Below are 21,670 nucleotides of genomic sequence, written 5' to 3' on the forward strand. Positions count from 1 at the left end.
GGGAACGCGCAGCCGCCGCAAACGTTAACGCCGACGCGCCAACAAATGGTTTGATCCCCAGACATTTGGCGCTAGCTTCACCAATCGACTCCAATCCGGACACGGAGCATGGGAACGTTGGTTCTGCTCGATCTGATGGGCGGCGTGGCGCTGTTGCTGTGGGGACTGCACATGGTCCACAGCGGGATCCTGCGCGCCTTCGGCCCGGACCTCCGCCGCCTGCTCGGCAAGGCGCTCGGCAACCGCGTCAGCGCGTTCGCCGCCGGCCTCGGGCTCACCGCGCTGCTCCAGAGCAGCACCGCGACAGCCCTGATCACCAGTTCGTTCACCGCCGAGGGCCTCGTCAGCCTCGCCGCAGCGCTTGCCATCATGCTGGGGGCCAACGTCGGCACGACGCTGATCGTGCAGGTGCTGTCGTTCAACATTGCTGCCGTCGCGCCCGTGCTGTTCGTGCTCGGCCTCGTCGCCTTCCGCTCCGGACCGCGCTCGCGGATCAAGGACGTCGGCCGCGTCTGCATCGGCCTCGGATTGATGCTGCTGTCGCTGCACATCCTGCTCGACACGCTGGCGCCGGCCGAGAATGCACCCGGCGTGCGCGTCGTGATGTCGGCGATCACCGGTGATCCCATCCTGTGCATCGTCATCGCGGCGCTCGTCACCTGGGCGGTGCATTCGAGCGTCGCCAGCGTGCTGCTGATCATGTCGCTGGCCTATTCGCAGTTCATCACGCCCTACGCGGCCCTGGCTCTGGTGCTCGGCGCCAATCTCGGCAGCGCCATCAACCCCGTGTTCGAAGGGGCCAGGCGCGACGATCCCGCGAGCTACCGCCTGCCGGTCGGCAATCTCGTCAATCGCGTGATCGGGATTGCACTGGTGCTGCCATTCCTGAGCGTGATCGCGGAGCACATGCACGCCTGGCAGCCAGATCTCGCCAGGATGACGGCCGCCTTCCACATCGCCTTCAATGTCGGCACCGCCATCATCTTCATCGGCCTGCTCGACACCATGTCGCGCCTGCTGACCCGCCTCCTGCCCGACCGCATCCAGGACACCGATCCGGCCCGCCCGCGCTATCTGGACGAGACCGCGCTGGAGACGCCGTCGCTGGCGCTCGCCGACGCCGCCCGCGAAACGCTGCGGATGGGCGACTTCGTCGAGGTGATGCTGCGCAAGGTCATGGCCGCGATGATGACGGGCGACCGCGCCCTGGTCGACCAGGTCTCGAAGATGGACAATGTCGTCGACGGCCTGGATGAAGCCATCAAGCTGTACGTGACGAAACTGATGCGGGGCAGCCTCGACGAGAGCGAGGGGCGGCGCGCGATGGAGATCATCTCCTTCGCCATCAACCTCGAACACATCGGCGACATCATCGACAAGAGCCTGAGCGAGCTTGCGACCAAGAAGATCAAGCGCCGCTTCCAGTTCTCGGCCGAGGGCTCCGAGGAGCTCGCCGCCTTCCACAAGCGCACGATGGAATCGCTGCGGATCGCCTTCGGCGTGTTCATGTCGGGCGATGCGAATGAAGCGCGCAAGCTGCTGGTGGAGAAGACCACGCTGAAGAACACCGAGCTTGCCGCCGTCGAGCGCCATCTCGACCGCCTGCGCGAGGGCCGCCCCGAGACCATCGAGACCACCTCGCTGCACCTCGACGTGCTGCGCGATCTGCGCCGCATCCATTCGCACATCTGCTCGGTCGCCTATCCCGTGCTGGATGCCGCGGGCGAGCCGTATCGCAGGACCGAGACCGAGACGGCCGCCCTGCCCGCCTCAGGCGCGGCCTCGGCGTTGCCGCGCTAGCCCGGCGCGAACAAGAACCGCGCCGCCTGCCAGCAGCAGGCCCGCGCCGCAAAGCAGGACCGGCCCAATCCACAGCGTCAGGAACGACAGCAGCCGCGCGTCCTCGGGCCGCCGGGGATCGTAGGCAATCTTGACCGGCTCGCGGTCTGAATAAGGCTGGGCGGTCGAGCCCGACGAGGACGTGAGCGTCACCGAGCGCCCGTCGATCGTCGTGAATTGAAACGACGGATAGAGAAACGTTCCGCCATGATTCCCGCCGGTCCGCGCGACGGCACCCATGAACCGCGCTTCGGTCTGCTCGGCCCGCACAAGGAACGCGACGGTGCTGCCGAGCTCGAACAGGCCGAGCCCGAGTAACAGCAGGCCGACCAGAAAGACTGACGTGAACAGGACGGCCTGTAACTTGTTCATGCCGATGAGGCACGCAAGAGCGAGCTATTCGCTCGAGACCTGCTTGCCGTTGATGATGATGAAATAGACGTTGCGGAGGTAGACGACGAGGCCAAGCGCCTGGCCCGCGATGAACACGGGATCCTTGCGATAGAGCGCGTAGACCAGGAGCAGCGCACCGCCGCCGACCGAGAAGAACCAGAACGCGACCGGCATGACGCTCTTGCGCGCACGTTCGGACGCGATCCACTGCACCACGAAGCGCATGGTGAAGAACGCCTGCGCCACGAAGCCCAGGATCACCCAGGCGTCGAATTTCACGACGAAGACGTCGTGCAGATAGTTGAGAAGGCTAGTCATGAGGTGTCACCTCGGTCACGTCGGGCGTCGGCTTCTTGCGTCGGATCAGCCACCACACGCCGGCCAGATCCATGATGCCGATCCATAGCCGGTCGAAGAAACCGTAATTTGACACGCCGGAGCGGCGCGGCCGGTCGATCACGTCGACATAGGCGATCTCGTAGCCTTCACGCCGCACCAGTGCCGGCAGGAAACGGTGCAGCCCGTCGAAATAGGGCATCGCGAGGAAGACCTCGCGCCGGAATGCTTTCAGGCCGCAGCCGGTGTCGCGCGTGCCGTCCTTCAGGATGCTGTTTCGGACCTTGTTCGCCACGCGCGACTGGAATTTCTTGAAGCCCGTGTCCTTGCGTCCGACGCGCTGGCCCGCGGCGAGCCCGACATGGGCGCCCTTCTCGACCGCCGCGATCAGGTCCGGCAGGAATGCCGGATTGTTCTGGCCGTCGCCGTCGAGCGTGGCCACGATCGCGCCGCGCGCGGCACGCACGCCGCTGCGCACGGCAGCGGACTGGCCACCGGATTTTGCATGTCGGAGCTGACGCAGATTGCCCCGCTGCGCCATGATGGCCTTGAGCCGCTCGCCGGTCGTATCGGTCGAACCGTCATTGACGTAGATGATCTCGTAATCCCAGCGGCTGTCGAGCGCCGCGGTGATCTCCTCGATCAGGGGCGCGATGTTGTCGGCTTCGTTGCGCACGGGAACGACGATGGAAACCGAAGGCTGGGACGTCGACAAATGAGGCTCGTGGTTGGAATTGGCCTGCGCCTCGGGGAACCGGCGGCCCCGGCAGGCAGCCGCTTTTATGGGGCGGAGGCCCCGCGGGCAACCCTTTTGAGGCGGCCGCCGACCGGTCCTGGAATGGCCAAGATGCTGCCGTCGGCGCGGATGGCGAAGCCGAGCCTACGGGCCGCGAACCAGTAGCGGACCGCCATGGCGCCGACCATGCCGACCAGGGCGCCGGCCACGACGTCGCTCGGATGATGCGCGAGCAGCACCAGGCGCGTCAGCAGGATCACGATTGCGTAAGTGAACATGAAGACGCGCAGCCGCGGCCAGAGTGCGGACACCGCGAAAGCGAGCGCGAACGCCGTCACCGCATGGCCGGATGGCAGGCTGGCATAGGCCCCGCTGCCCTCGAACGGGATGAAGTTGAACGGGTCGGCCTTGCCGCCGACGAACGGACGTCCGCGGCCAATGAGATATTTCAGGATCTCGGCGATCAACACCGAGAATGCAACGGATAGAAACAGGAACTGGAGCCGCGTACCGAGGCCGAGCAGCAGCGCGCGGCGGGTGCCGTAAAGGCCGGCCGCAACGAGCGCCACGACCACGAGGGCGACGGCCAGCGCCGAGAGCACATACTCGTCCTTGCCGAAATCGGTCAGGATGCGGATCGGCCACAGGCCGGGCGTGCCGCGCGCCGGCATCAACTGGATCTCAGTCAGGTCGAACGCCAGCATCAGCGCGATGACCAGGGCCGCGCCCGCGGCGCTGAGCCATAGCGAATGGCGCGCCAGCTTTCGCGCGGCCGCGGCGCGGCGCGAATGCGAGGGCGAACGCACGAGCTGCGCCAGCGCACGCCCCGTCACGGTCAGAAACTGCGCGGGATAGCTCGGCCGCGGCGCGATGTTGGTCGAGGCCGGCATCCTATTCGGTGCCTTCCGAGCGGAAGATCGAGATCGAGATCGCGCGCCCTTGCGAGAAATTGTAGCCGTCGATGCGGGCGCCGACCTTGTAACGCAGCCCGATCGCCTCGGCGCGCTGCACGAAGCTGCGCTCCGAGCGCTGCTCGATCAGCGCGAAGCGGCAGCTGCCCTGCCGCAGGAAGTCAGCCGCGCCCGAGCCGTCGGTGAGCAGCGTCTGGGTGCCCGTCAGGAACACCAGGCTCGGCTCGTGATAGCCGGCGGCGGCCGCCTTCGGCCCGACGCAGGTGACGTTGCGCAGAGCACGCGCGACCTCGATGCTCGGAAACACCGGCGTCAGCGACGGCAACACGATGCCGTAGACCACGACCGCAAGCATCAAGGCTGCGACCAGCGCGTTCAGCACCGAGCGCTCGGCGTGGTTGGTGTCGAACAGCCACCAGGCGAACAGGCCGAAGATCAGCGACGCCGCGATAAACGGCCAGGCCACGAAAGCCGGCTGCCGCGTCAGCATCACCGCGCCGACCACAGCGATGATCGAGGCGGCCGCGGGGATCGCGAACCACCAGGCCGAGCCGCGCATCAGCCAGGAGCGCGACAGCACGCGCCGCTCCAGCGCGCCGACGGTCAGGATCGCGATCGCCGGGTACAGCGGCAGCACGTAATGCGGCAGCTTGGTCAGCACCGCCTCGAACACGATCCAGGACGGGACCAGCCAGGCCAGCAGAAATTGCGCACCGGGCTCACGCCGCGCCCGCCACACCGCAGGCGCCGCCATTGCCGCGAGCGGCGCGCCCGGCCAGAAGGTGATCCAGAACAGCGCGAGGTACAGTCCGGGCGGCGCGCCATGGGATTCCTGCGCGCCGATCTTGCTCAGCATGTCGCCGCCGACGGAATCGGCGAAGAAGGCATCGCCCGCGCGCCAGAAGATCGCGACGAACCAGGGCAGCACCAGCACCAGCATCCACATCAGGCCCCAGAGCGGGCGCAGCTTCCACAGCCAGGAGGCATCGCGGTCCTGGATCGCCAGTGCGACGATGGTCAGGCCGGCGAACATCAGGATCAGCGGCCCCTTGATCAGGATCCCGACGGCGAGCGCGGTCCAGAAGATCGCGGGCCAGCTCCAGGGCGGATGCGTCTCGTCCTCGGCGCGCTGCCACGACAGATAGGCCCGCGCCATCGCGCCCATCGCGGCGGTCACGCAGAACAGCAGCATCGCATCGGTCTTGGCGAGCCGCGCCTCGACGCCGAGCAGCACCGAGGCGCACATCAAGAGCGCCGCGAGCACCGCACCGCGCCGCGTGACGAAGCCGAGCGCAGCCCAATAGGTCATGAGCACGGCGCCGATCGCCCCTAGCAGCGACGGCAGCCGGTAGACCCAGATCCGCAACTCGGCCTTCGGCAGCTTGAGCGCCGCGGCGGTTTCAACCGCCGCGGATTGCAGCCAGTAGATGCCGACCGGCTTCTTGTAGCGGACGTCCTCCTGGAAGCGGATGTCGACATAGTCGCCGCTCTCGACCATCTGCTTGGTGGCCTGCGCAAAGCGCGCCTCGTCGCGGTCGACAGGCGGGATCGTGAAGAAGCCCGGCAGGAACAGCAGCAGCGCGCACAGCACCAGAAAGGCCACCGCGCGGGCGTGGCTAGCCGTGACGACATCGAGCATCGACACCAGCCGGCTACCCGGATTGACGGGCGATTTCGGCTCGCGGGGGGCTCCAAAACGGGGGCTTGGGTAGGTCTCGGCCATTGGTTCCGCTTACGCTGAAACCGTCATTCCGACAACCGCTTAAGGCCGGGTCATTGAATTCGAATGACAACTGTGTCCGCGGCGCCAGTGGCATCGATCACAGTGAGCCGCGCAAAGCCCGGACCGGGCGGATCAATCAGGCGCTGGCGGCGCCCGTCGATCTCGCCGAGCGCCGTGCCATTAACCATGACGGTCATGGGCAGAACGCCGCCGGCGACCTTAACCGGCATGGCTGCGGCCTCGGAGCCACCCGACCGATCGACGTCGATCCGCGAGCCGTTCAGCGGGAACTGGATGTGCAGCGCCTGCTCGCTGCCGGTCCGCACCAGTTCCCCGACCGGGCGGAACCGTTTCAAGGGCAGCGGCAGCTTGGCGTTGCTGGCGACCAGGGTTCCCTTGGGCGGCTTCGGCAGCGGGGCCAGCGTCTTACCGGTCCGGGCGAAGGCGTCGAACAGGATGGGCGCGGCGGCGACACGGCCGATCAGGCCGGGAACCGGCGCTCCATCGGGCCGACCGACCCAGACGCCGATGGTCATGCGGCCATCGAAGCCGACCGACCAGGCGTCGCGATAGCCGTAGGATGTGCCGGTCTTGAAGGCGATCCGGTTGTGGGCGGCGTTTTCCGGCGGTGGCGTGCCCAGCAGCACGTTGCCGACCTGCCAGGCCGCGACCTGATCGAGCAGCCGCAGCGGCTCGCGGTCGTCTCTGGCAGCCACGACCTCGCGCAGCGGCTTGGTGGTTCCAAGGCGGGCAAACCCGGCATAGAGCTGCGCAAGGTCCTGAAGCGTCACGCCGACGCCGCCGAGCCCCATGGCAAGCCCTGGCGCTTCGTCCTTGGGCAGGATGAGATTGCCGCCGGCCTGCCGCAGCCGCGACGCCAGCCGGCTCGCGCCGACGCGGTCGAGCAGCACGATCGCCGGCACATTCAGCGACAATTGCAGCGCCTTCTTCACCGGCACGGTGCCCTGGAACGTCATGTCGAAATTTTCCGGCGCGTAAGAGCCGAAGCGGACAGGCCGGTCGTCGATCAGGCTGTCGGGATGGACGAAGCCGTCCTCGAAGGCGAGGCCGTAGATGAAGGGCTTGAGCGTCGAACCTGGCGAGCGGATGGCGCGCGTCATGTCGACCTGCCCTGCCCGGCTCTCGTCGAAATAATCAGCCGAGCCGACGCGCGCGAGCACGTCGCCGCTCTCGTTGTCGACCACGATGATGCCGACCGAGATGTTCGCACCGAGCGCAACCGCGCGGTCGCGCGCCAGCGGTTCCAGCACCTTCTGAAGATTGGCGTCCAGCGTCAGCTTGATGACGGGCGCATCCTTGACCGTCGCAAGCGCGGTGTCGGACGCATGCGGCGCCAGGACCGGCATCGGCTTGCGCAGCTTCGGCACCGGCACGGCCTTGGCCTGCTTTGCGTCATCGAGGCTGACCACGTGCTCCTCGACCATGCGGTCGAGCACGCGGTCGCGAGCCTTGAGCGCCGCATCGGGATAGCGGTCGAGCCGGCGCGTCTCCGGCGATTGCGGCAGCGCCACCAGCAATGCGGCTTCAGCCAGCGAGAGCCGCTTCGGCTCCTTGCCGAGATAGGCGATCGAGGCGGCGCGGATGCCTTCGAGATTGCCGCCATAAGGCGCCAGCGCGAGATAGAGGTCGAGGATTTCGCTCTTGCCGAGGGTCCGCTCGATCTCGATCGCGCGGACCATCTGCCGCAGCTTCGCATAGAGCGAGCGCTGCCGCCGCGGCTCGATCAGCCGTGCCAGCTGCATGGTGATGGTCGAGCCCCCGGACACGATGTGGCCGCGCGTCGAGAACTGCAGCGCGGCGCGCCCCAGCGCCAGCGGATCGATGCCGTCATGGGCGTAGAAGCGCTGGTCCTCATAGGCGAGCAGCAGCTTGAGATAGATCGGATCGACATTCGTCCTGGCGTCGACCGGAAGCCGCCAGCGGCCGTCAGCCATGGCGTAGGCCCGCAGCAGCTTGCCGTTGCGATCTACGATCGTGGTGGAGACCTGCCGCGCTTCGTCGAGCGGGAGCGGGCCGAGCGAGTAGACCCACGCGACGAAGGCGGTGATGGCGAGGATGAGTGTGAAGGCGAGGACGGAAAGGATGCGCATGGTGGTGCGCCCTCCTTCTCCGTCACTCCGGGGCGGCTCGAAGAGCCGAACCCGGAATCTCGAGATTCCGGGTCTGGTCCTTCGGACCATCCCGGAATGACGAGACACTTGGTTGGCTTCGCTCATCTGCGCTCCACTCACTTCGCCGCCCGTACCTCGACGTTCCCCGTGCCCGTCCGGCCGTAGCGCGAGGGGTTGTACATGTCCTCGACATAAGCCTGCGGCAATACGTATTTACCCGGCGAAACGGCGCGGACAACATAGGCGACGGTGAAGACCGACTTGGAGTCCGAGGCCCGGTCAACGGCCGCCGTGAAGCGGTCGTCGCGGAACTCGGTATCCTCGGGCTCCTCGCCGTCCTCGATCCAGTCCAGCGTACCGCTGTCGCCGGACGAGACCAGCTTCGGATTGTCGATCTCAAGGCCCGCCGGCAGATAGTCGGACACCATGATGTGGCCGTACTCAGGCTTGGCCTCGGTGATCTTCAGCACCACCGCGAAGCGCTGGTTCTGCTTGACCTTGCTGATGTCGGCGGACTTGCCATCGAGCGTGAAGTAATTGCGCTCGATCTTGAAGCCGTTGGACGCCGCCGGCTCCGGCGTGACGGGCGAGCCCGACACCGAGACCACCGCCTGCACCGGAGCATCGCCGGTGTTGGTGATCTTCAGCGGCTTGCCGCTCAGCGTGTCCGCCTTGTAGCTGCGATAGAGCGCGGTCTTGACCGGCTGGCCGTCGACCTCGATCGACAGGTTCTCCTTGGCGAGCGCCCGCGCCGCCAGCACCAGCCACGCGTTCTCCTGCGTGGAGGTGTAGGGCGTCAGCCCGCGCGCGGTCTCGACCCGCGACACCGCCTGCGTCAGCGTCGCCCTCGGCGCGTTGCCTTCGCTGGCAAGCGAGACAAGCGCCGCCGCATCGCGAAGCTGCGAGCCGTAATCGGTGCGGCCGAACTCCAGCACCGGCTTGGGCGCGAGGCTGTCGAGCGCAGCGCCATAGACCCGCTCCGCGCGGTTACGGTCGCCGACCAGCGCGAGCGCCGCGGCGAGCTGCGACTTCGCAATCGGCGTCGCGAGGTTGCTCAGCTTGGTATCGGCGAGATAGCGGAGGTCGCCGATTGGAGCCGCGCCGTTCCGTGCAAGCACGTAGAGGCCGTAGGCGAGATCGCGGCCGCCGTCCTTCTCCGGCTCATTGCCGTTGACGACGGAGTTGCGGACGCGGTCGAGCGCGTTCTTGAACAGCACGTCCGGCACCGCAAAGCCCTTCTCGCGGGCCCGGGTCAGGAAGTCCGTGACGTACGCATCCAGCCAGGCGTCGTCGCCGCCGGCCGACCACAGTCCGAACGAGCCGTTCGAGCCCTGTCGCGCCAGGAGCCGCTCGATCGCGTCGCGGATGCGCTGGTCGACCTCGGTGTCCATGGCGAGGTGGGCGCCGGCCGCAAGCTCGTTGACATAGAGCAGCGGCATGGCGCGGCTCGTGATCTGCTCCGAGCAGCCATAGGGATAGCGGTCGAGCGCTTTCAGGATCGTCGCCGCATCGAGCGCCGTGGACAGGCTCGCCGAGACCGAGACGCTGCCGGTGCCCGGCACGAGGTCGGAGAACATGTCCGAGGTCAGCGTCAGGCTCTCGCCCTTCGCCAGCGTCCGGATCGAACGCCGCGCCAGCACCTGCGTCGCCGCCTTGACGTCGAACGCATAGTGGCGTGCGAGTGGAAGCCCGTTCGGCCCCTTGATGTCGACGTCGAGCGTCGCCTGTCCCGCCGCGGTCGCATCGAGCGCAAGCGAGAACGCGTTGCGCTGCTTGGCGGCGAGCTTGACCGTGGTCGCGGGATTGCCGGTCATCTTCACCGGGCCGCTGGTCTTCACGTTGATGACGTAGTCGCCGGCCTGGCCCTCGACATTGTCGATTTCGAGGTTGACCGTGCCGTGGTCGCCATTGAGCAGAAAGCGCGGCAAGGTCGTGGTCAGCACGACGGGATCGCGGATCACGACGTCGGTGTTGGCGCGGCCGAGCTTGGTCGCGGTCCACGCCACCGCCATGACACGTGCGGTGCCGGCGAACTCCGGAATGTCGAAGCTCACCTCGGCGGTGCCGTCAGCGCCAACCGTGACGATGCCGGAATAGAGCGCGAGCGGCTTTTGCGCGGGCGGCGAGCCCTGGAGCTCGGCCGCGCCGGCATCGCCGCCGGACTTGATCTGGCCGCGCGTGCCCGACATGCCGTCGATGAGTTGCCCGTAGAGATCGCGGATCTCCGCGGAAAGGCGGCGCTGGCCGAGATAGTAATCGTCGGGCGCCGGCGGCTTGTAATTGGTGAGGTTGAGGATGCCGACATCGACCGCGGCGATGACGATCTTGGCGTCCTCGCCCGGATTGAGCCCGTCGAGCCTGACCGGGATCTTCAGCATCGCGTTCGGCCGGATCAGCGCCGGCGGCGTCAGCTTCACACTCAGCGTGCGGGTCTGCTTGTCGATGCCGAACCATTTCAGGCCGATGGCGCGGCCCGGCATGCGCTGGGCGGCGGCATCGAGCGGACGGCGCAGCGTCGCCACCACATAGGCGCCGGTGCCCCAGTCCTTGCCGACCGGGAGCTTCACCTGCGCGGTGCCTTCCTTGACGTCGATCGTCTGCGTCGTCAGCAGGCGGTCGCCGAGCACGTTGACGGTGAGCTTGCCGGCGCTGCGCACGTTGACGGACACCGTCATGGTGTCGCCGGAGGCATATTGCGGCTTGTCGATCGAGGTCTCCAGCAGGTCCGGCGTATCGGCGCTGCCGTCGGAATACCAGCCGACGTCGAACTGCACCGAGGTCACCGGCCCGTCAGCGTCGCTCGACTTGACGTCGAGCCGGTAGCGGCCGGGCCGCGGGCTCAGCGAGACCCGCGACGGCTTATCGGAGGCGATGGTGAGGTCGCCGTCCGCGACGCGCGAGGTCGACTTGACCGGCTCATACTCCCAGTAATTGTTCTGGCGATACCACTGGTAGCGCGACTCCATCTTCAGGAGCTCGTAGCGCAGGCCGTCACGCGGCAACGTCTTGCCCTCGGGCGAGACGAACACGACGTCGAACTCGGCCTTGTCGCCTTCGGCCACGTTCTTGTCGCCGAACAGCGGCTTGACGCCGATCAGGGCGCTCGCGGGCGCGACCGGCAGCACCAGCTTGCGCTCGACGGCGCGGCCGCCGGTCTCAACCATGCGGACGAAGATCTGCGCCTCCTGCGGGCGGGTCGAGGCCGGCTGCTTGTCCAGCGTCACCGGGAAGGTGGCAACGCCGTTGGCGTCGGCCTCGGGCAGGTTCTCAAGCGGCGTGCGCTCGTTCGAGGTGGTCTCCTCGTCGGCGACGCCGAACTGGTAGCCGGCAAAACCCGGACGTTCCGAAGCGGGCGCGATCAGCATGTCGCCTTCGAGCTGGAGACCCGAGGCGGGTGCGCCGTAGAGGAAATGACCGTCGGCCTTAAGCTCCACTGGAGCGTTAGCTTTGATCAGCTTGTCCTTGGCAGACAATTCGAATTCGATCCGGTCGGGGACATAGTCCTCGACCATGAAGGTGGTTTCGCCGACCGACGAGCCCTTCGGATCGGTGAAGGCGCGCACTCGCCAGGTCCCGGTCGGCACAGCCGAGTTGAGCGGCACGGACAGCGTGCGGCCGCCGGCGCCCTGGTCGGACAGTACGGCGCGGCGGTATTCGACGCCGTCAGGGCGCTCGACCACCAGGGTCATCGGCCCGCCGGTGACGGCATTGCCCTGCCCGTCGCGCAAGAGCGCGGTGAGATAGACGGTCTCGCTGGAGCGGTAGACGCCGCGCTCGGCATAGACGAAGGCATCGGCGCCAACAGGCACCGCGCGGCCCGCCACGCCACGGTCACTGAGGTCGAAGGCCGAGGTCTTCAGGCTCAAGAAGGCATAGTCGGCCTTCTCGCCCGTCACCGTCAGCATCGCCGGCGACAGGCCGCCCTCGCCGCGCGCAAGGCCGGCCTCGAACAGCACATGACCGGAATCGTCGGTCTTGCGGGTGGCCAGGATCTCGTTGTTGCGCGCGACCAGTCGCACCTCGGCTTTGCCGACCGGCTCGGTCGAGGCCAGCGAGTTGATGAACACGTGGATGCCGTCGTTGCCGGAATAGGCCGACACGCCGAGATCGGAGACGATGAACCATTGCGTGGCGAGCTGGTACTCGTCGTCCGAGCCCGGGCCCTTGGCCGCGGCGGTCATCACATAGACGCCCGGCTGGAGCTCGCCCAGTGCCTGGTCAACGGGGAATGCCGTGGTGACGTCCTGGTTCAGCGTCATCGCGGTCGCGAGCTCGCCGGTCCAGACTTTCACGCCGCGCTCGTCGCCGAGATCGCTGAGCTGATACTTGGACAGCGTCTTCTGGAAGTCGCTGTCGACCACCGTGTTGATCAGGTTGCGGTCGCCGATCCGGAAGACGTTGATGTTGACCGCGGGCGTGTTGACGCTGACCACGGGAATGCCGCGCTGGCCGGTCCTGGGCAGCACATAGGCGCGGCTGGTGAAGCGCACGAAGGGCTTGCGGTCGCGCACATAGACGTTGAACTCGGCCGATTTCGGCAGCCCCTCCTTCACCGTGGACGGCAGGCCGGCGCGCAGATTGATGTTGTAGCGCTCGCCGTGCTTCAGGCCGTCGACGCAGAGCTGCTTGCCTTCGGCCGACAGCGCCGGCTTGTCCTGGCCCGCAAGCGCGAGGAACGGCGCAAAGTCGGTGCGCTTGGCGAGTTCCTCCGAGAACTGGAAGCAGGCGCGCGGACTGGCCGAATCCGAATCGACGGTATAGTCGAGCAGGCGGAAGCCGTGCTCGTCGCGCATCTTCTCGTATTGGCCGCGGACGTCGGCGACCTCGCGCATGTCGAGCGACAGCCGCAGCGCGTCCAGCGCCGGCCGCCACAGCTTGCGTTCGGCCAGCGACTTGCCGAGCACGGCGAGCGCGTCGGCCTCCTCGCCCGGATTGCCGGCGCGCTGATAGGCGATGTAGGCCGCGGTCGAGGCGCGCTCCAAAAGGAACGTCTGCTCGCTCGAGTTCTTCGGCCAGATCTGGAAGATCACCTTGGCAAGCCGCAGCCAGTTGCCGGCATCGTCAGGCGTCGTGGCCGCAATCTGGCCGAGCACCGACAGGCCGGCACGGTAATCATTGCGCCGGAAGGCGGCGTCAGCATCCGTGCGCAGCGTCGCGTTGGTCTTGGCGACCGGTCCCGCCTCGCTCTTGATCTGGGCCTCGAGCTTGATCGCGGAATCGGCGAGATCGTCGCGTTTGAAAGCCTTGTCGGCGGCTTGCGCAGCCGAAAGGCCGAGCGCCAGCGCGGCGCAGATTGTGACGGCGCGAACAAGACCGATCATGGATGGACTCCCGGAAATCGCGGACGAACGCCGCTTGTCGCATGAAATGCGTGGAAAGGTGACGGACTCAAGGCGATGGAACCAGAGGTGCAAAACGTCGCATTCGCCATGACAAGGCAGGCCCAGAGGAGACCGATCAAGATATCGCCGCGCACGCCGTCCTAATGGCGCAGCAATATCTAGCCGGTCGACCGGCGGCCGTGTCCCGGAAGCTGTTCAGCGTTCCCGGCGATGTGATCCATCGTCCGGTCCGCCGCCGCTCAACCCGGCACCCTGACACCCCACCGTTCCGTTTTGTCGCGCCATTGAGGAAAACGGTTCGGTTCAGGCTTGGCGGACGTGCGGATTTTTCATATTTGGCGTGATAGAAGACCGGCAGACGGTAGCCGAGGCCGGCTCAAGAGCGGCCTCAAGACGGTCCCATAGCTCAACTGGATAGAGTAGCGGATTTCTACTCCGCGGGTTGCAGGTTCGAGTCCTGCTGGGATCGCCAGTCTTAACTCTCCGAGCGGATTGGCTTCGTTCGGGCTGAGCCGAGCCGACGAGAGCCAGAAATTACCCCGGCCCGCGATCTCCGTGGCGGCGTGATTTGCAGATCCAGCGCACTTCAACAAAGCGTGCGCAGGCCTGTCCAGGCGACGAGAGAATCCTACCTATCCGGCATGCAGGAATGGTGTCGAAGGTTTTGTGATGCCGTCATCTGATTGGACAAGAATGGCTGTCGCGTCCGGAATTGCCGTAGGCGCAATGTCGTTTCTGGCGATCGATGCGGGCGTGGACTTGAACTCCGGCGCGATCGCAAGACACCTCGCGGCGGCACAAGCTTCCATTATGAACGTCGCGGCGAGCCAGCATCAGCTGGCCTTCGCCGTTCGTTCGCTGGCGGGCGGGAGCGACCAGAATCGCCGTTCGGCGGATCGACCATGCATCCAGGATTACGAGCACGGGTCGAAACCGGCAGGAATCGATCGCGGCGTGTAACGTCGCTTGCGGTGGATCGCAGGCTCAAGGATTCGGCCGGCAGTCGTCGGCTTGATCCGACTATTCCGTCGGTTCATCGTCGCGCCGGTCGCGTGCCAGCTGATGCCAGGCAATGGCGAGCTCGATGAGTCTCTGCCGGTCCGGGCCTTCTGATGCCGCGGCGCGCTTCATTGCCGCCTCGGCTTCGTGCTGTGGATCGTACTTGTTACACATGGGCGGATTCTAGCCGTCCGATCTGGACAAGTGCATGGCAATTTCGTCCGTATGATTGCGGATAATCAGCGTTGTCGTGAGCGATTTCAACACGCTTAAATTGTGCATCATATGAAACTGCACCCGCGGTTTTAACGCGCCCCACGGCGACCGTGCGACGCCCATACCGCACGAACCCGTGAGACTCGGCGTCATTCGGACGGATGTGAATTGCGTCACAGCCTGCGCCCGGCGTCTCGGCTAGAACATCTCAGCGCTCCCAAAGACGGGAGAAGGCACGGGTGGTCTTGCGGTCATGACACGAGAAGCAGCAGCTGAGGCTCACGTCCCCACACCGCGAAAAAGGTCCGACGCGTTCGGCGTCACCTTTCTTGCGACCATCGGCATCGTGATGCTGGCCTGGATCGCGGGCCTGGTCTGGGGCCTCATGGCGTTCATGACCTGGCTGGTGTCGTAGGCGCGCGGCAATCAGTCGTTCCGCCGCGGCGCCAAGCCAAGACGACAAACCCGGACAAAAAAGAAGCGGGCTTTCGCCCGCCTCTTCATTTCAGAGCTGCCTGGACCCTCAGTAACACGCGCGAGGATCGGCCTGCACATACTGGCCGCTCGGATAGCGGTAGTAGCAATTGCCCTCGGCCAGGTAGTAGCCGGGACGCGAGGCAGCCGTAGCACCGGCGATCGCGCCGGTGGCGCCGCCGATCACGGCGCCCGCGGCCGCGCCCGACGCGTTGCCCGAGATCAGACCGCCGAGCACGCCGCCGACGATGGCGCCGCCAAGCGCGCTTGCGCCGGGATCAGCCGGCGGCGGCGGAGGCGGCGGTTCGTAGGCAACCGGCGGCGGGGCGTAAGCCACCGGCACGTCGTCGTAATATTCCTCCGAGATATAGCCGGGCGGACCGGCCATCCGCTGCGGATAATAGTACCAGACGCCGCCGACATCCCACCACCAGCCGGAGCGGCCGTTGTGGACCTCGTGGCGCCAGCGCCCGCCATCCCAGGCGACGTGGCCGCGATAGGCGTGTCCGCCCCAGTCGCGCGCCGGTGCGGGCCCCCTGGCGTAGTTACGTCCGGGCGGCGGGCCGCCCGCATTGTGCGGACCGGCCCCGGGGCCCGCATGGGGCTGGCCGCCGGGCTGCGGCGCAGGCCGGGCCGCCTGCTGCGGCGGGGGGCCCTTGCGCATGTTCTGATTGTTCTGGGACGGTAAGCCCGGAGCTGGCGCTGCCGGAAATTGGCCGGCGTCCCTCGGTGGCCTGGCTTCCTGCGCCTGCGCCGAGAGCGCGAGCAAAGACATGGCCGAAACCAAGGGAATGATGATCTTCTTGCTGCTGGACGCACTCATGCGTGCTTGCCCCCCTACACTTTCGATTGCCGTGGTCCCAGCGCGATAGACGATTCGCCGCGCGCTGGGCTGATGCCGGCTGACATGACTGACCTGCCTGATCGGCTAAGTCCCGTTACAAATGATTAAGATCACGGCGATTTTTCGGCCCAAAGAGCTGCAGAGGACAGCATTGGAGGCCTTCTAGCGGGCCGGCTCGATCACGTTGCAATTGCTTCGCCCCGACATCAGGCAGTCCTGCATCTTGCTGGCGGCGGTGAGATCGCGGGCCAGCCACCAGCCGACCCCGAGGATCACTATCGCGATAATCAGGCCGGCGACCGCGCCGCGGCGGTTGTCACCGGATTGAGGTCTTGGCGGGGATTTGGGCCGGTCACCCGGTTCGGGCTTGGGCTGAGACTCGGGAGTGGTCATGACCGGCTGATCACTTGGGCGAGCCAGCTTTAACACCTCTGCGGCGTCGCGTCACATCGCAATCAGTTCCGGTTCAGCCTCGGGTCGCCCGGATCGCATCCTTGCGCGAGGTTTCGACCGCGGGGATCGCCTCACGGACGCGTGGTGCGCAAGTCGTGAGCACGAACGCGGTCTGGCTGCACTCCCAGTCGGCGCCCAGGACGGCACTTTCGATCGGCTGCGGACGGGCGAGCAGGAACGCGGCGCCGGCCAAGGCGGCGACAGCGACGGTGATTGCGAGCGCCTTCAGGCTCAATCGGAAGATCATCATGCCCGTGCTCCGTCTCGTTGGCGCGGACGCTAGGCGCCGCTCCGCGTGCTCCCTTATGAGGGACATCACAATTCGGCAGTTTTTCCGGGCTACGAGGATCGTCGGGAGGCGATTTTCGTCTACCTGGTCGGCTGCGATTTGGGTGGCGTTGCGACGCGCGGCGATGTACACGCATCTGCGTCGCGTGGCGCCTGCTATGCCCAGCCGACGTACCAACACGCAGTGATGTAGGGTCGAAAGCGAGGAAGACAAGGCTCGTCGATGAGTGGATTCAGGGAACCAGGTTTCGCAGACCGGCAAAAGGCGGCGCAGGACGCCCGCAAAAATCTTTTGAACAAATTCAAATCCCAACCGGGACCGGATGATCCGTCGGTTGCGGCGAAGCGTGCCGAGCGTGAGGCGCTCGCGGCCAAGCGCGCCGAGGCAAAGGCTGCGCGCGAGGCGGAAAAGGCCGAGCAGAAGCGCCTTGAGGAAGAAGCCAAGGCCGCGGAAGCTGCGCGACTTGCGCGTGAGGCCGAGGAAGCGGCCGCCCAAGCGGCTGCGCTCGAGGCCGAACAGAAGGCCAAGCGCGACGCCCGTTACGCCGCCCGCAAGGCCAAGCGCAAGTAACGTTCACAAGTCACATTCAGTTGAACTTGCGCTGAGACATCGCTCCGGGGCGGTCCACGGGACCGCTCCGGACTTTCGAGAGCGCGCGTCTGCCTTGCGCAAACGCCTCCCGCGACGATGGAAGATCAGTTCTTCTTCATCATCCCGTCGTCTTTCTTCATCCCGTCCTTCGACATGTGATCCTTCTTCATGCCGTCGTCCTTGGTCATGGCATCCTTCTTCATGCCGTCCTTGGACATGGTGTCCTTCTTCATCATGCCGTCCTCCTTGCCCATCTTGTCGCCCATCTTGTCTTGGGCAAAGGCGGCCGGCGACAGCGCGAGGCCAAGCGAGAGAGCGGCAACCGAGACGCCGAGCGCGATGCGGGTGCGAATGGTCATGATTGGTCTTCCCTTCGAGATGGTGTTTGTCAGCGACGGACGCCGCTATTCAATCTCGACGGATTGCCACGCGGCGTTGTTACGCGGTCGCTGATAAATTTCTGCGCGCCGCCGCCGTCCCTCGTTCCGCCTGGCCTAGGAGGACCAGAAGTGTGCAGCGCAGCACGGCCGGCACTTGCCGCGGCATTCGGTCTCGAACTATCAGATGAGAGAACATCGGGCGAAAGACCGGCTAGGATGGGCCCAGGCACCGGTCTCACAAGGCCTGACCCAAATCACACCAAACAAGAACCGTCCAAGGGAATCACACCATGCTCACGCGCCGCCAACTGCTCGCGACCGCCGTCGCGGCACCCGCCATTCTCCGCTTCGGCACTGGCACCGCGCATGCCGCGACCACGCTGAAGATCTCGCACCAATTCCCGGGCGGCACCATCGACAAGGGCGATTTCCGCGACCGGCTCTGCCGCATGTTCGCCGCCGAAGTCGCCAAGCGCAGCAATGGCGACATTGCCGCTGAGATCTATCCGAACTCCTCGCTGATCAAGACCAACGCGCAGTTCTCCGCGATGCGCAAGGGCGCGCTCGATATCTCGCTCTATCCGATGCCTTACGCCGGCGGCGAATTGCCGGAGACCAATATCGGCCTGATGCCGGGCCTCGTCACCACCTACGACCAGGGCATGCGCTGGAAGAAGGAGCCGGTCGGCAAGGCGCTCTCCGACTTCCTCGCCGACAAGGGCATCATCCTGCTCACCTGGGTGTGGCAGGCCGGCGGCCTCGCCAGCCGCTCCAAGCCTATCGTCGCGCCTGAAGACGCCAAAGGCATGAAGGTGCGCGGCGGCTCGCGCGAGATGGACATGGTGCTCCAGACCGCCGGCGCCTCGGTGCTGTCGGTGCCTTCGAACGAAATCTACGCGGCGATGCAGACCGGCGCCTGCGACGCCGCTCTCACCTCCTCCACCAGCCTGATCTCGTTCCGGCTCGAAGAGGTCGCGAAGTCGCTGACCTCGGGCGCGGGCGCCTCCTACTGGTTCATGCTCGAGCCCTTGATGATGTCGAAGGCGATCTTCGACAAGCTGCCGAAGAACCAGCAGGACGTGCTGCTCGCGGTCGGCGCCGAGCTCGAAGTCTTCGGCCGCAAGGGCGCGCAGGACGACGACGTCGAGGTCGCAAAGGTCTACGAGAAGGCCGGCGCCAAGGTCTCGGTGCTCGATGCCGCGACCGTCGGAAAGTGGCGCGACATCGCCCGCGACACCGCGTGGAAGGATTACGGCGCCAAGACCGCGACCGCCGCGAACCTGCTCAAGCTCGCCACCGACGTCGCGGCATGAGCCACGGTCCGCTTCCGGATCGTGACGACCAGGCCAACGCTGCCGCAAGGACCGGCCTTGCGGCGGCGATCGATCGCGGTCTCGCCATCCTCAACAGCATCATCGTCGTGTTCGCGGCGATCGCGCTGGTCGCGGCCTGCGCCATCCTGAGCTACAGCGTGCTGAGCCGCGCCTTGTTCAAGGCCGCCAATTACTGGCAGGACGAGGCCGCCGTGTTCCTGCTGGTCGGCGCGACCTTCATGACGGCCGCCTATGTGCAGCAGAACCGCGGTCATATCGGCATCGAGGCTTTCGTCGGCCTGCTCTCGCCGCTGGCGAACCGGATCAGGCTCTGGCTGGTCGATGCCGCGACATTCATGTTCTGCGCCTTCTTCACCTGGAAGTCCTGGACGCTGGCCCATGAGGCCTATGTCGACGGCCAAGTCTCGAACTCGATGTGGTCGCCGCCACTCGCCATTCCCTATTCGCTGATGGCGCTCGGCATGAGCCTGCTCTGCGTCCAGATTCTCGTGCAGCTTGCGCTGCCTTTCGCAGGAGCCAGGCGTCCATGAGCGTTTTCGGTATTGGCCTAGCTTACGCGATTGCGACGCTGGTCGTGATGTTCTCGGGCATGCCGATCGCCTTCGCACTTGGCGCGGTCGCGGTCGTGTTCATGGGCATCTACATGCCGTCGGCCTCCCTCGATACGGTGACGCAGAACGTCTACGAGGAAATGGCCTCGATCACGCTGCTGTCGATCCCGCTCTTCATCCTGAAGGGCGCGGCGATCGGCAAGTCGCGTGCCGGCCAGGATCTCTATTTGGCCCTGCATGCCTGGCTGCATCGCGTCCCCGGCGGGCTCGGCGTCGCCAACGTGTTCGCCTGCGCGCTATTCGCGGCGATGGCGGGCTCGAGCCCAGCGACCTGCTCGGCAATCGGCTCGGCCGGCATCCCCGAGATGCGCAAGCGCGGCTATTCCGGCGGCTTTGCCGCGGGCATTATCGCCGCCGGCGGCACGCTCGGCATCCTGCTGCCGCCCTCGATCACCATGATCCTGTTCGCGGTCGCGGCGGAAAAGTCACTCGGGCGTCTCTTCCTCGCCGGCATCGGGCCGGGCCTGCTGCTGGTGTCCCTGTTCGGCACCTATGCCGTGATCCGTTTCCGCCGGGAATATGCCGCCGCTGAGGCCATCTACAGGAAAGGCGGACCGGAAGCCGCAATTCTCGCCCGCGACGAGTACACGCTGGCCGAGCGTTTCAGCGTGCTGCCGCGCGTAATACCCTTCGTGCTGCTGCTCACCGGCGTCATGATTGCGCTCTATGGCGGTTATGCCACGCCGTCGGAGACCGCCGGCCTCGGCGGGCTCCTCGCGCTGGGGCTGATCGCCGCGATCTACAGCGTGTGGCGGCCGAGCGACCTTGCGCCGATCATGAAGTCGACGATCCGGGAATCGACCATGCTGATGATGATCATCGGCATGTCGCTGCTCTATTCCTACGTGATGAGCTATCTGCACATCTCGCAATCGGTCGCCGAATCCGTTGTCGCGATGCATCTGCCGCGCTGGGGCCTGTTGTTCGCGATCCTCGTCATGGTCGTCGTGCTCGGCTTCTTCCTGCCGCCGGTCTCGATCATCCTGATGACCGCGCCGATCATCCTGCCGCCCTTACGCGCCGCGAACTTCGACATCATCTGGTTCGGCGTGGTCATGACCATCGTGATGGAGATGGGGCTGATCCACCCACCTGTGGGATTGAACATCTTCGTCATCCGCAACGTCGCGCCCGATATTCCCCTCAGCGAGGTGATCTGGGGCACCCTGCCCTTCGTGCTGCTGATGATGCTTGCGGTGCTGCTGCTGTGCTTCGTGCCGGGGATATCGACCGCGCTGCCGGATCTCGTGATGGGGCCGGACGGGAGCAGGTAGCGGCAATCGCAACTTCCGTAGGGTGGGCAAAGCGTAGCGTGCCCACCAGAATGTACGACGCCTAGACGGTGGGCACGGCGCTATGCGCCTTTGCCCACCCTACGATTTCTCCTTCCGCCGTGACTTCGGCGCGATCGTGCTGCCGGCCACGACCTGCAACAGATCCTTTCGCACGGCCTCGATGTGCCGCTCCAAAAACCGGCAGGCCTCATCGACCTTCTGCGCGCGGCAGAGCGCGATCAGGTGGGCGTGCTCTTTCTCGGCCGTCCCCATCGCCTTGGTGTTGGAGAGCTGCAGGCGCGTGTAGCGGTCGCTGGTCTGGAGCAGCGACAGCACGATCGCGCGCGTGCGCGGCTGCGGGGCGTGGACGTAGAGCGCCATGTGGAAGTCGGCGTTGAGCTGGCCCCATTCGCTGACGTTGCGCGCCTTGATCGCCTTCTCGAAACTCTTGTGGATGTCGTCGAGCCCCGCGAAATCCTCCGCGGTGAAGCGCGGCGCCGACTGCGCCAGCAAGCGCGGCTCCAGGATGCGGCGGAGGTCGAACACGTCGTTGATCTCGTCCAGTGACAGTTCCGAGACGATGGCGCCCTTCTGCGGAACGATGCGCACCAGCCCTTCGGCCTCGAGCTGGAACAGCGCCTCGCGCACCGGAATGCGGCTGACGCCGTAGGCATCGCCAAGCGCATCCTGGCGCAATTGCGATCCCGCCGGATAGGTGCCGTCGAGGATCGCCTGCCGGAGCTGGTCGACGATCGCAGCCGATAACGTGCGATGCTTCAGAGGCTGTTTCATC

At 66.1% G+C, this 21,670-nt stretch carries 20 protein-coding genes and 1 tRNA gene; 8 read left to right on the forward strand and 13 right to left on the reverse strand.

Translation table 11 applies throughout. From position 1 onward, the window contains the following. The first annotated feature begins 108 nt into the window (after nt 1-108). Complete coding sequence (locus tag ACVWW6_RS29525) at nt 109-1,800, forward strand: Na/Pi cotransporter family protein (protein ID WP_028174098.1); 1,692 nt, start codon at nt 109-111, stop codon at nt 1,798-1,800. On the opposite strand, the gene ACVWW6_RS29530 is transcribed toward ACVWW6_RS29525, so the two are convergent. The 7 genes from ACVWW6_RS29530 to ACVWW6_RS29560 form a co-directional block, all read right to left on the reverse strand. Beyond that, complete coding sequence (locus ACVWW6_RS29530; protein WP_028174099.1) at nt 1,771-2,211, reverse strand: DUF3592 domain-containing protein; 441 nt, start codon at nt 2,209-2,211, stop codon at nt 1,771-1,773. The two genes, ACVWW6_RS29525 and ACVWW6_RS29530, sit on opposite strands and share 30 nt — an antisense overlap. Nucleotides 2,212-2,235: 24 nt before the next feature. Further along, nucleotides 2,236-2,550, reverse strand: coding sequence for a lipid-A-disaccharide synthase N-terminal domain-containing protein (locus tag ACVWW6_RS29535; RefSeq protein ID WP_011087215.1), 315 nt, complete (start codon nt 2,548-2,550; stop codon nt 2,236-2,238). Then, nucleotides 2,543-3,283, reverse strand: a complete 741-nt coding sequence (locus ACVWW6_RS29540) for a glycosyltransferase family 2 protein (protein ID WP_404522383.1) — start codon at nt 3,281-3,283, stop codon at nt 2,543-2,545. The genes ACVWW6_RS29535 and ACVWW6_RS29540 overlap by 8 nt, the downstream gene beginning before the upstream one ends. A 65-nt stretch (nt 3,284-3,348) precedes the next feature. After that, a complete protein-coding gene (locus ACVWW6_RS29545) occupies nt 3,349-4,194 on the reverse strand; it encodes a phosphatase PAP2 family protein (protein WP_304553245.1) in 846 nt (281 codons plus the stop codon). A 1-nt stretch (nt 4,195) separates the two neighbouring features. Beyond that, nucleotides 4,196-5,938, reverse strand: a complete 1,743-nt coding sequence (locus ACVWW6_RS29550) for an ArnT family glycosyltransferase (RefSeq protein WP_028174101.1) — start codon at nt 5,936-5,938, stop codon at nt 4,196-4,198. 50 nt (nt 5,939-5,988) lie between these two features. Beyond that, nucleotides 5,989-8,049, reverse strand: coding sequence for a penicillin-binding protein 1C (pbpC, locus tag ACVWW6_RS29555; RefSeq protein ID WP_456681823.1), 2,061 nt, complete (start codon nt 8,047-8,049; stop codon nt 5,989-5,991). A gap of 137 nt (nt 8,050-8,186) precedes the next feature. Continuing rightward, nucleotides 8,187-13,391, reverse strand: coding sequence for an alpha-2-macroglobulin family protein (locus ACVWW6_RS29560; protein WP_456681824.1), 5,205 nt, complete (start codon nt 13,389-13,391; stop codon nt 8,187-8,189). 416 nt (nt 13,392-13,807) lie between these two features. On the opposite strand from ACVWW6_RS29560, the gene ACVWW6_RS29565 reads away from it, so the two are divergent. After that, nucleotides 13,808-13,884 (forward strand) — tRNA-Arg (locus ACVWW6_RS29565). Between the two features lie 221 nt (nt 13,885-14,105). Then, a complete protein-coding gene (locus ACVWW6_RS29570; protein WP_456681825.1) occupies nt 14,106-14,372 on the forward strand; it encodes a hypothetical protein in 267 nt (88 codons plus the stop codon). A gap of 60 nt (nt 14,373-14,432) precedes the next feature. Here ACVWW6_RS29570 and ACVWW6_RS29575 read toward each other — a convergent pair whose 3' ends face one another. Beyond that, complete coding sequence (locus ACVWW6_RS29575; RefSeq protein WP_165448158.1) at nt 14,433-14,585, reverse strand: hypothetical protein; 153 nt, start codon at nt 14,583-14,585, stop codon at nt 14,433-14,435. A 295-nt stretch (nt 14,586-14,880) separates the two neighbouring features. On the opposite strand from ACVWW6_RS29575, the gene ACVWW6_RS29580 reads away from it, so the two are divergent. Then, nucleotides 14,881-15,042: a hypothetical protein gene (locus ACVWW6_RS29580; RefSeq protein ID WP_011087208.1), complete on the forward strand. Its 162-nt coding sequence runs from the start codon at nt 14,881-14,883 to the stop codon at nt 15,040-15,042. 108 nt (nt 15,043-15,150) lie between these two features. Here the strand turns inward: ACVWW6_RS29580 and ACVWW6_RS29585 are convergent, their stop codons facing one another. The 3 genes from ACVWW6_RS29585 to ACVWW6_RS29595 form a co-directional block, all read right to left on the reverse strand. After that, complete coding sequence (locus ACVWW6_RS29585; protein ID WP_456681826.1) at nt 15,151-15,924, reverse strand: hypothetical protein; 774 nt, start codon at nt 15,922-15,924, stop codon at nt 15,151-15,153. Between the two features lie 183 nt (nt 15,925-16,107). Then, nucleotides 16,108-16,338: a membrane protein gene (locus tag ACVWW6_RS29590; RefSeq protein WP_456681827.1), complete on the reverse strand. Its 231-nt coding sequence runs from the start codon at nt 16,336-16,338 to the stop codon at nt 16,108-16,110. Between the two features lie 73 nt (nt 16,339-16,411). Beyond that, nucleotides 16,412-16,648, reverse strand: a complete 237-nt coding sequence (locus ACVWW6_RS29595) for a hypothetical protein (RefSeq protein WP_028171346.1) — start codon at nt 16,646-16,648, stop codon at nt 16,412-16,414. 261 nt (nt 16,649-16,909) lie between these two features. On the opposite strand from ACVWW6_RS29595, the gene ACVWW6_RS29600 reads away from it, so the two are divergent. Then, complete coding sequence (locus ACVWW6_RS29600) at nt 16,910-17,257, forward strand: DUF6481 family protein (protein ID WP_028171345.1); 348 nt, start codon at nt 16,910-16,912, stop codon at nt 17,255-17,257. A 125-nt stretch (nt 17,258-17,382) separates the two neighbouring features. Here the strand turns inward: ACVWW6_RS29600 and ACVWW6_RS29605 are convergent, their stop codons facing one another. After that, entirely contained in the window at nt 17,383-17,637 is a 255-nt protein-coding gene (locus tag ACVWW6_RS29605; protein ID WP_028171344.1) for a pentapeptide MXKDX repeat protein, read from the reverse strand. Nucleotides 17,638-17,948: 311 nt separating this feature from the next. Here ACVWW6_RS29605 and ACVWW6_RS29610 point away from each other — a divergent pair, with 311 nt between their 5' ends. The 3 genes from ACVWW6_RS29610 to ACVWW6_RS29620 are packed head-to-tail and all read left to right on the forward strand — an operon-like array spanning nt 17,949 to nt 20,877. Beyond that, nucleotides 17,949-18,971: a TRAP transporter substrate-binding protein gene (locus tag ACVWW6_RS29610; RefSeq protein ID WP_456681828.1), complete on the forward strand. Its 1,023-nt coding sequence runs from the start codon at nt 17,949-17,951 to the stop codon at nt 18,969-18,971. Then, a complete protein-coding gene (locus tag ACVWW6_RS29615; protein WP_060912279.1) occupies nt 18,968-19,522 on the forward strand; it encodes a TRAP transporter small permease in 555 nt (184 codons plus the stop codon). The genes ACVWW6_RS29610 and ACVWW6_RS29615 overlap by 4 nt, the downstream gene beginning before the upstream one ends. Then, a complete protein-coding gene (locus ACVWW6_RS29620) occupies nt 19,519-20,877 on the forward strand; it encodes a TRAP transporter large permease (RefSeq protein WP_011087200.1) in 1,359 nt (452 codons plus the stop codon). The genes ACVWW6_RS29615 and ACVWW6_RS29620 overlap by 4 nt, the downstream gene beginning before the upstream one ends. A 99-nt stretch (nt 20,878-20,976) precedes the next feature. Here the strand turns inward: ACVWW6_RS29620 and ACVWW6_RS29625 are convergent, their stop codons facing one another. Next, a complete protein-coding gene (locus ACVWW6_RS29625) occupies nt 20,977-21,669 on the reverse strand; it encodes a GntR family transcriptional regulator (RefSeq protein ID WP_271557478.1) in 693 nt (230 codons plus the stop codon). Between the last annotated feature and the right edge of the window lies 1 nt (nt 21,670).

It is taken from the genome of Bradyrhizobium sp. USDA 3311, from assembly GCF_054062495.1.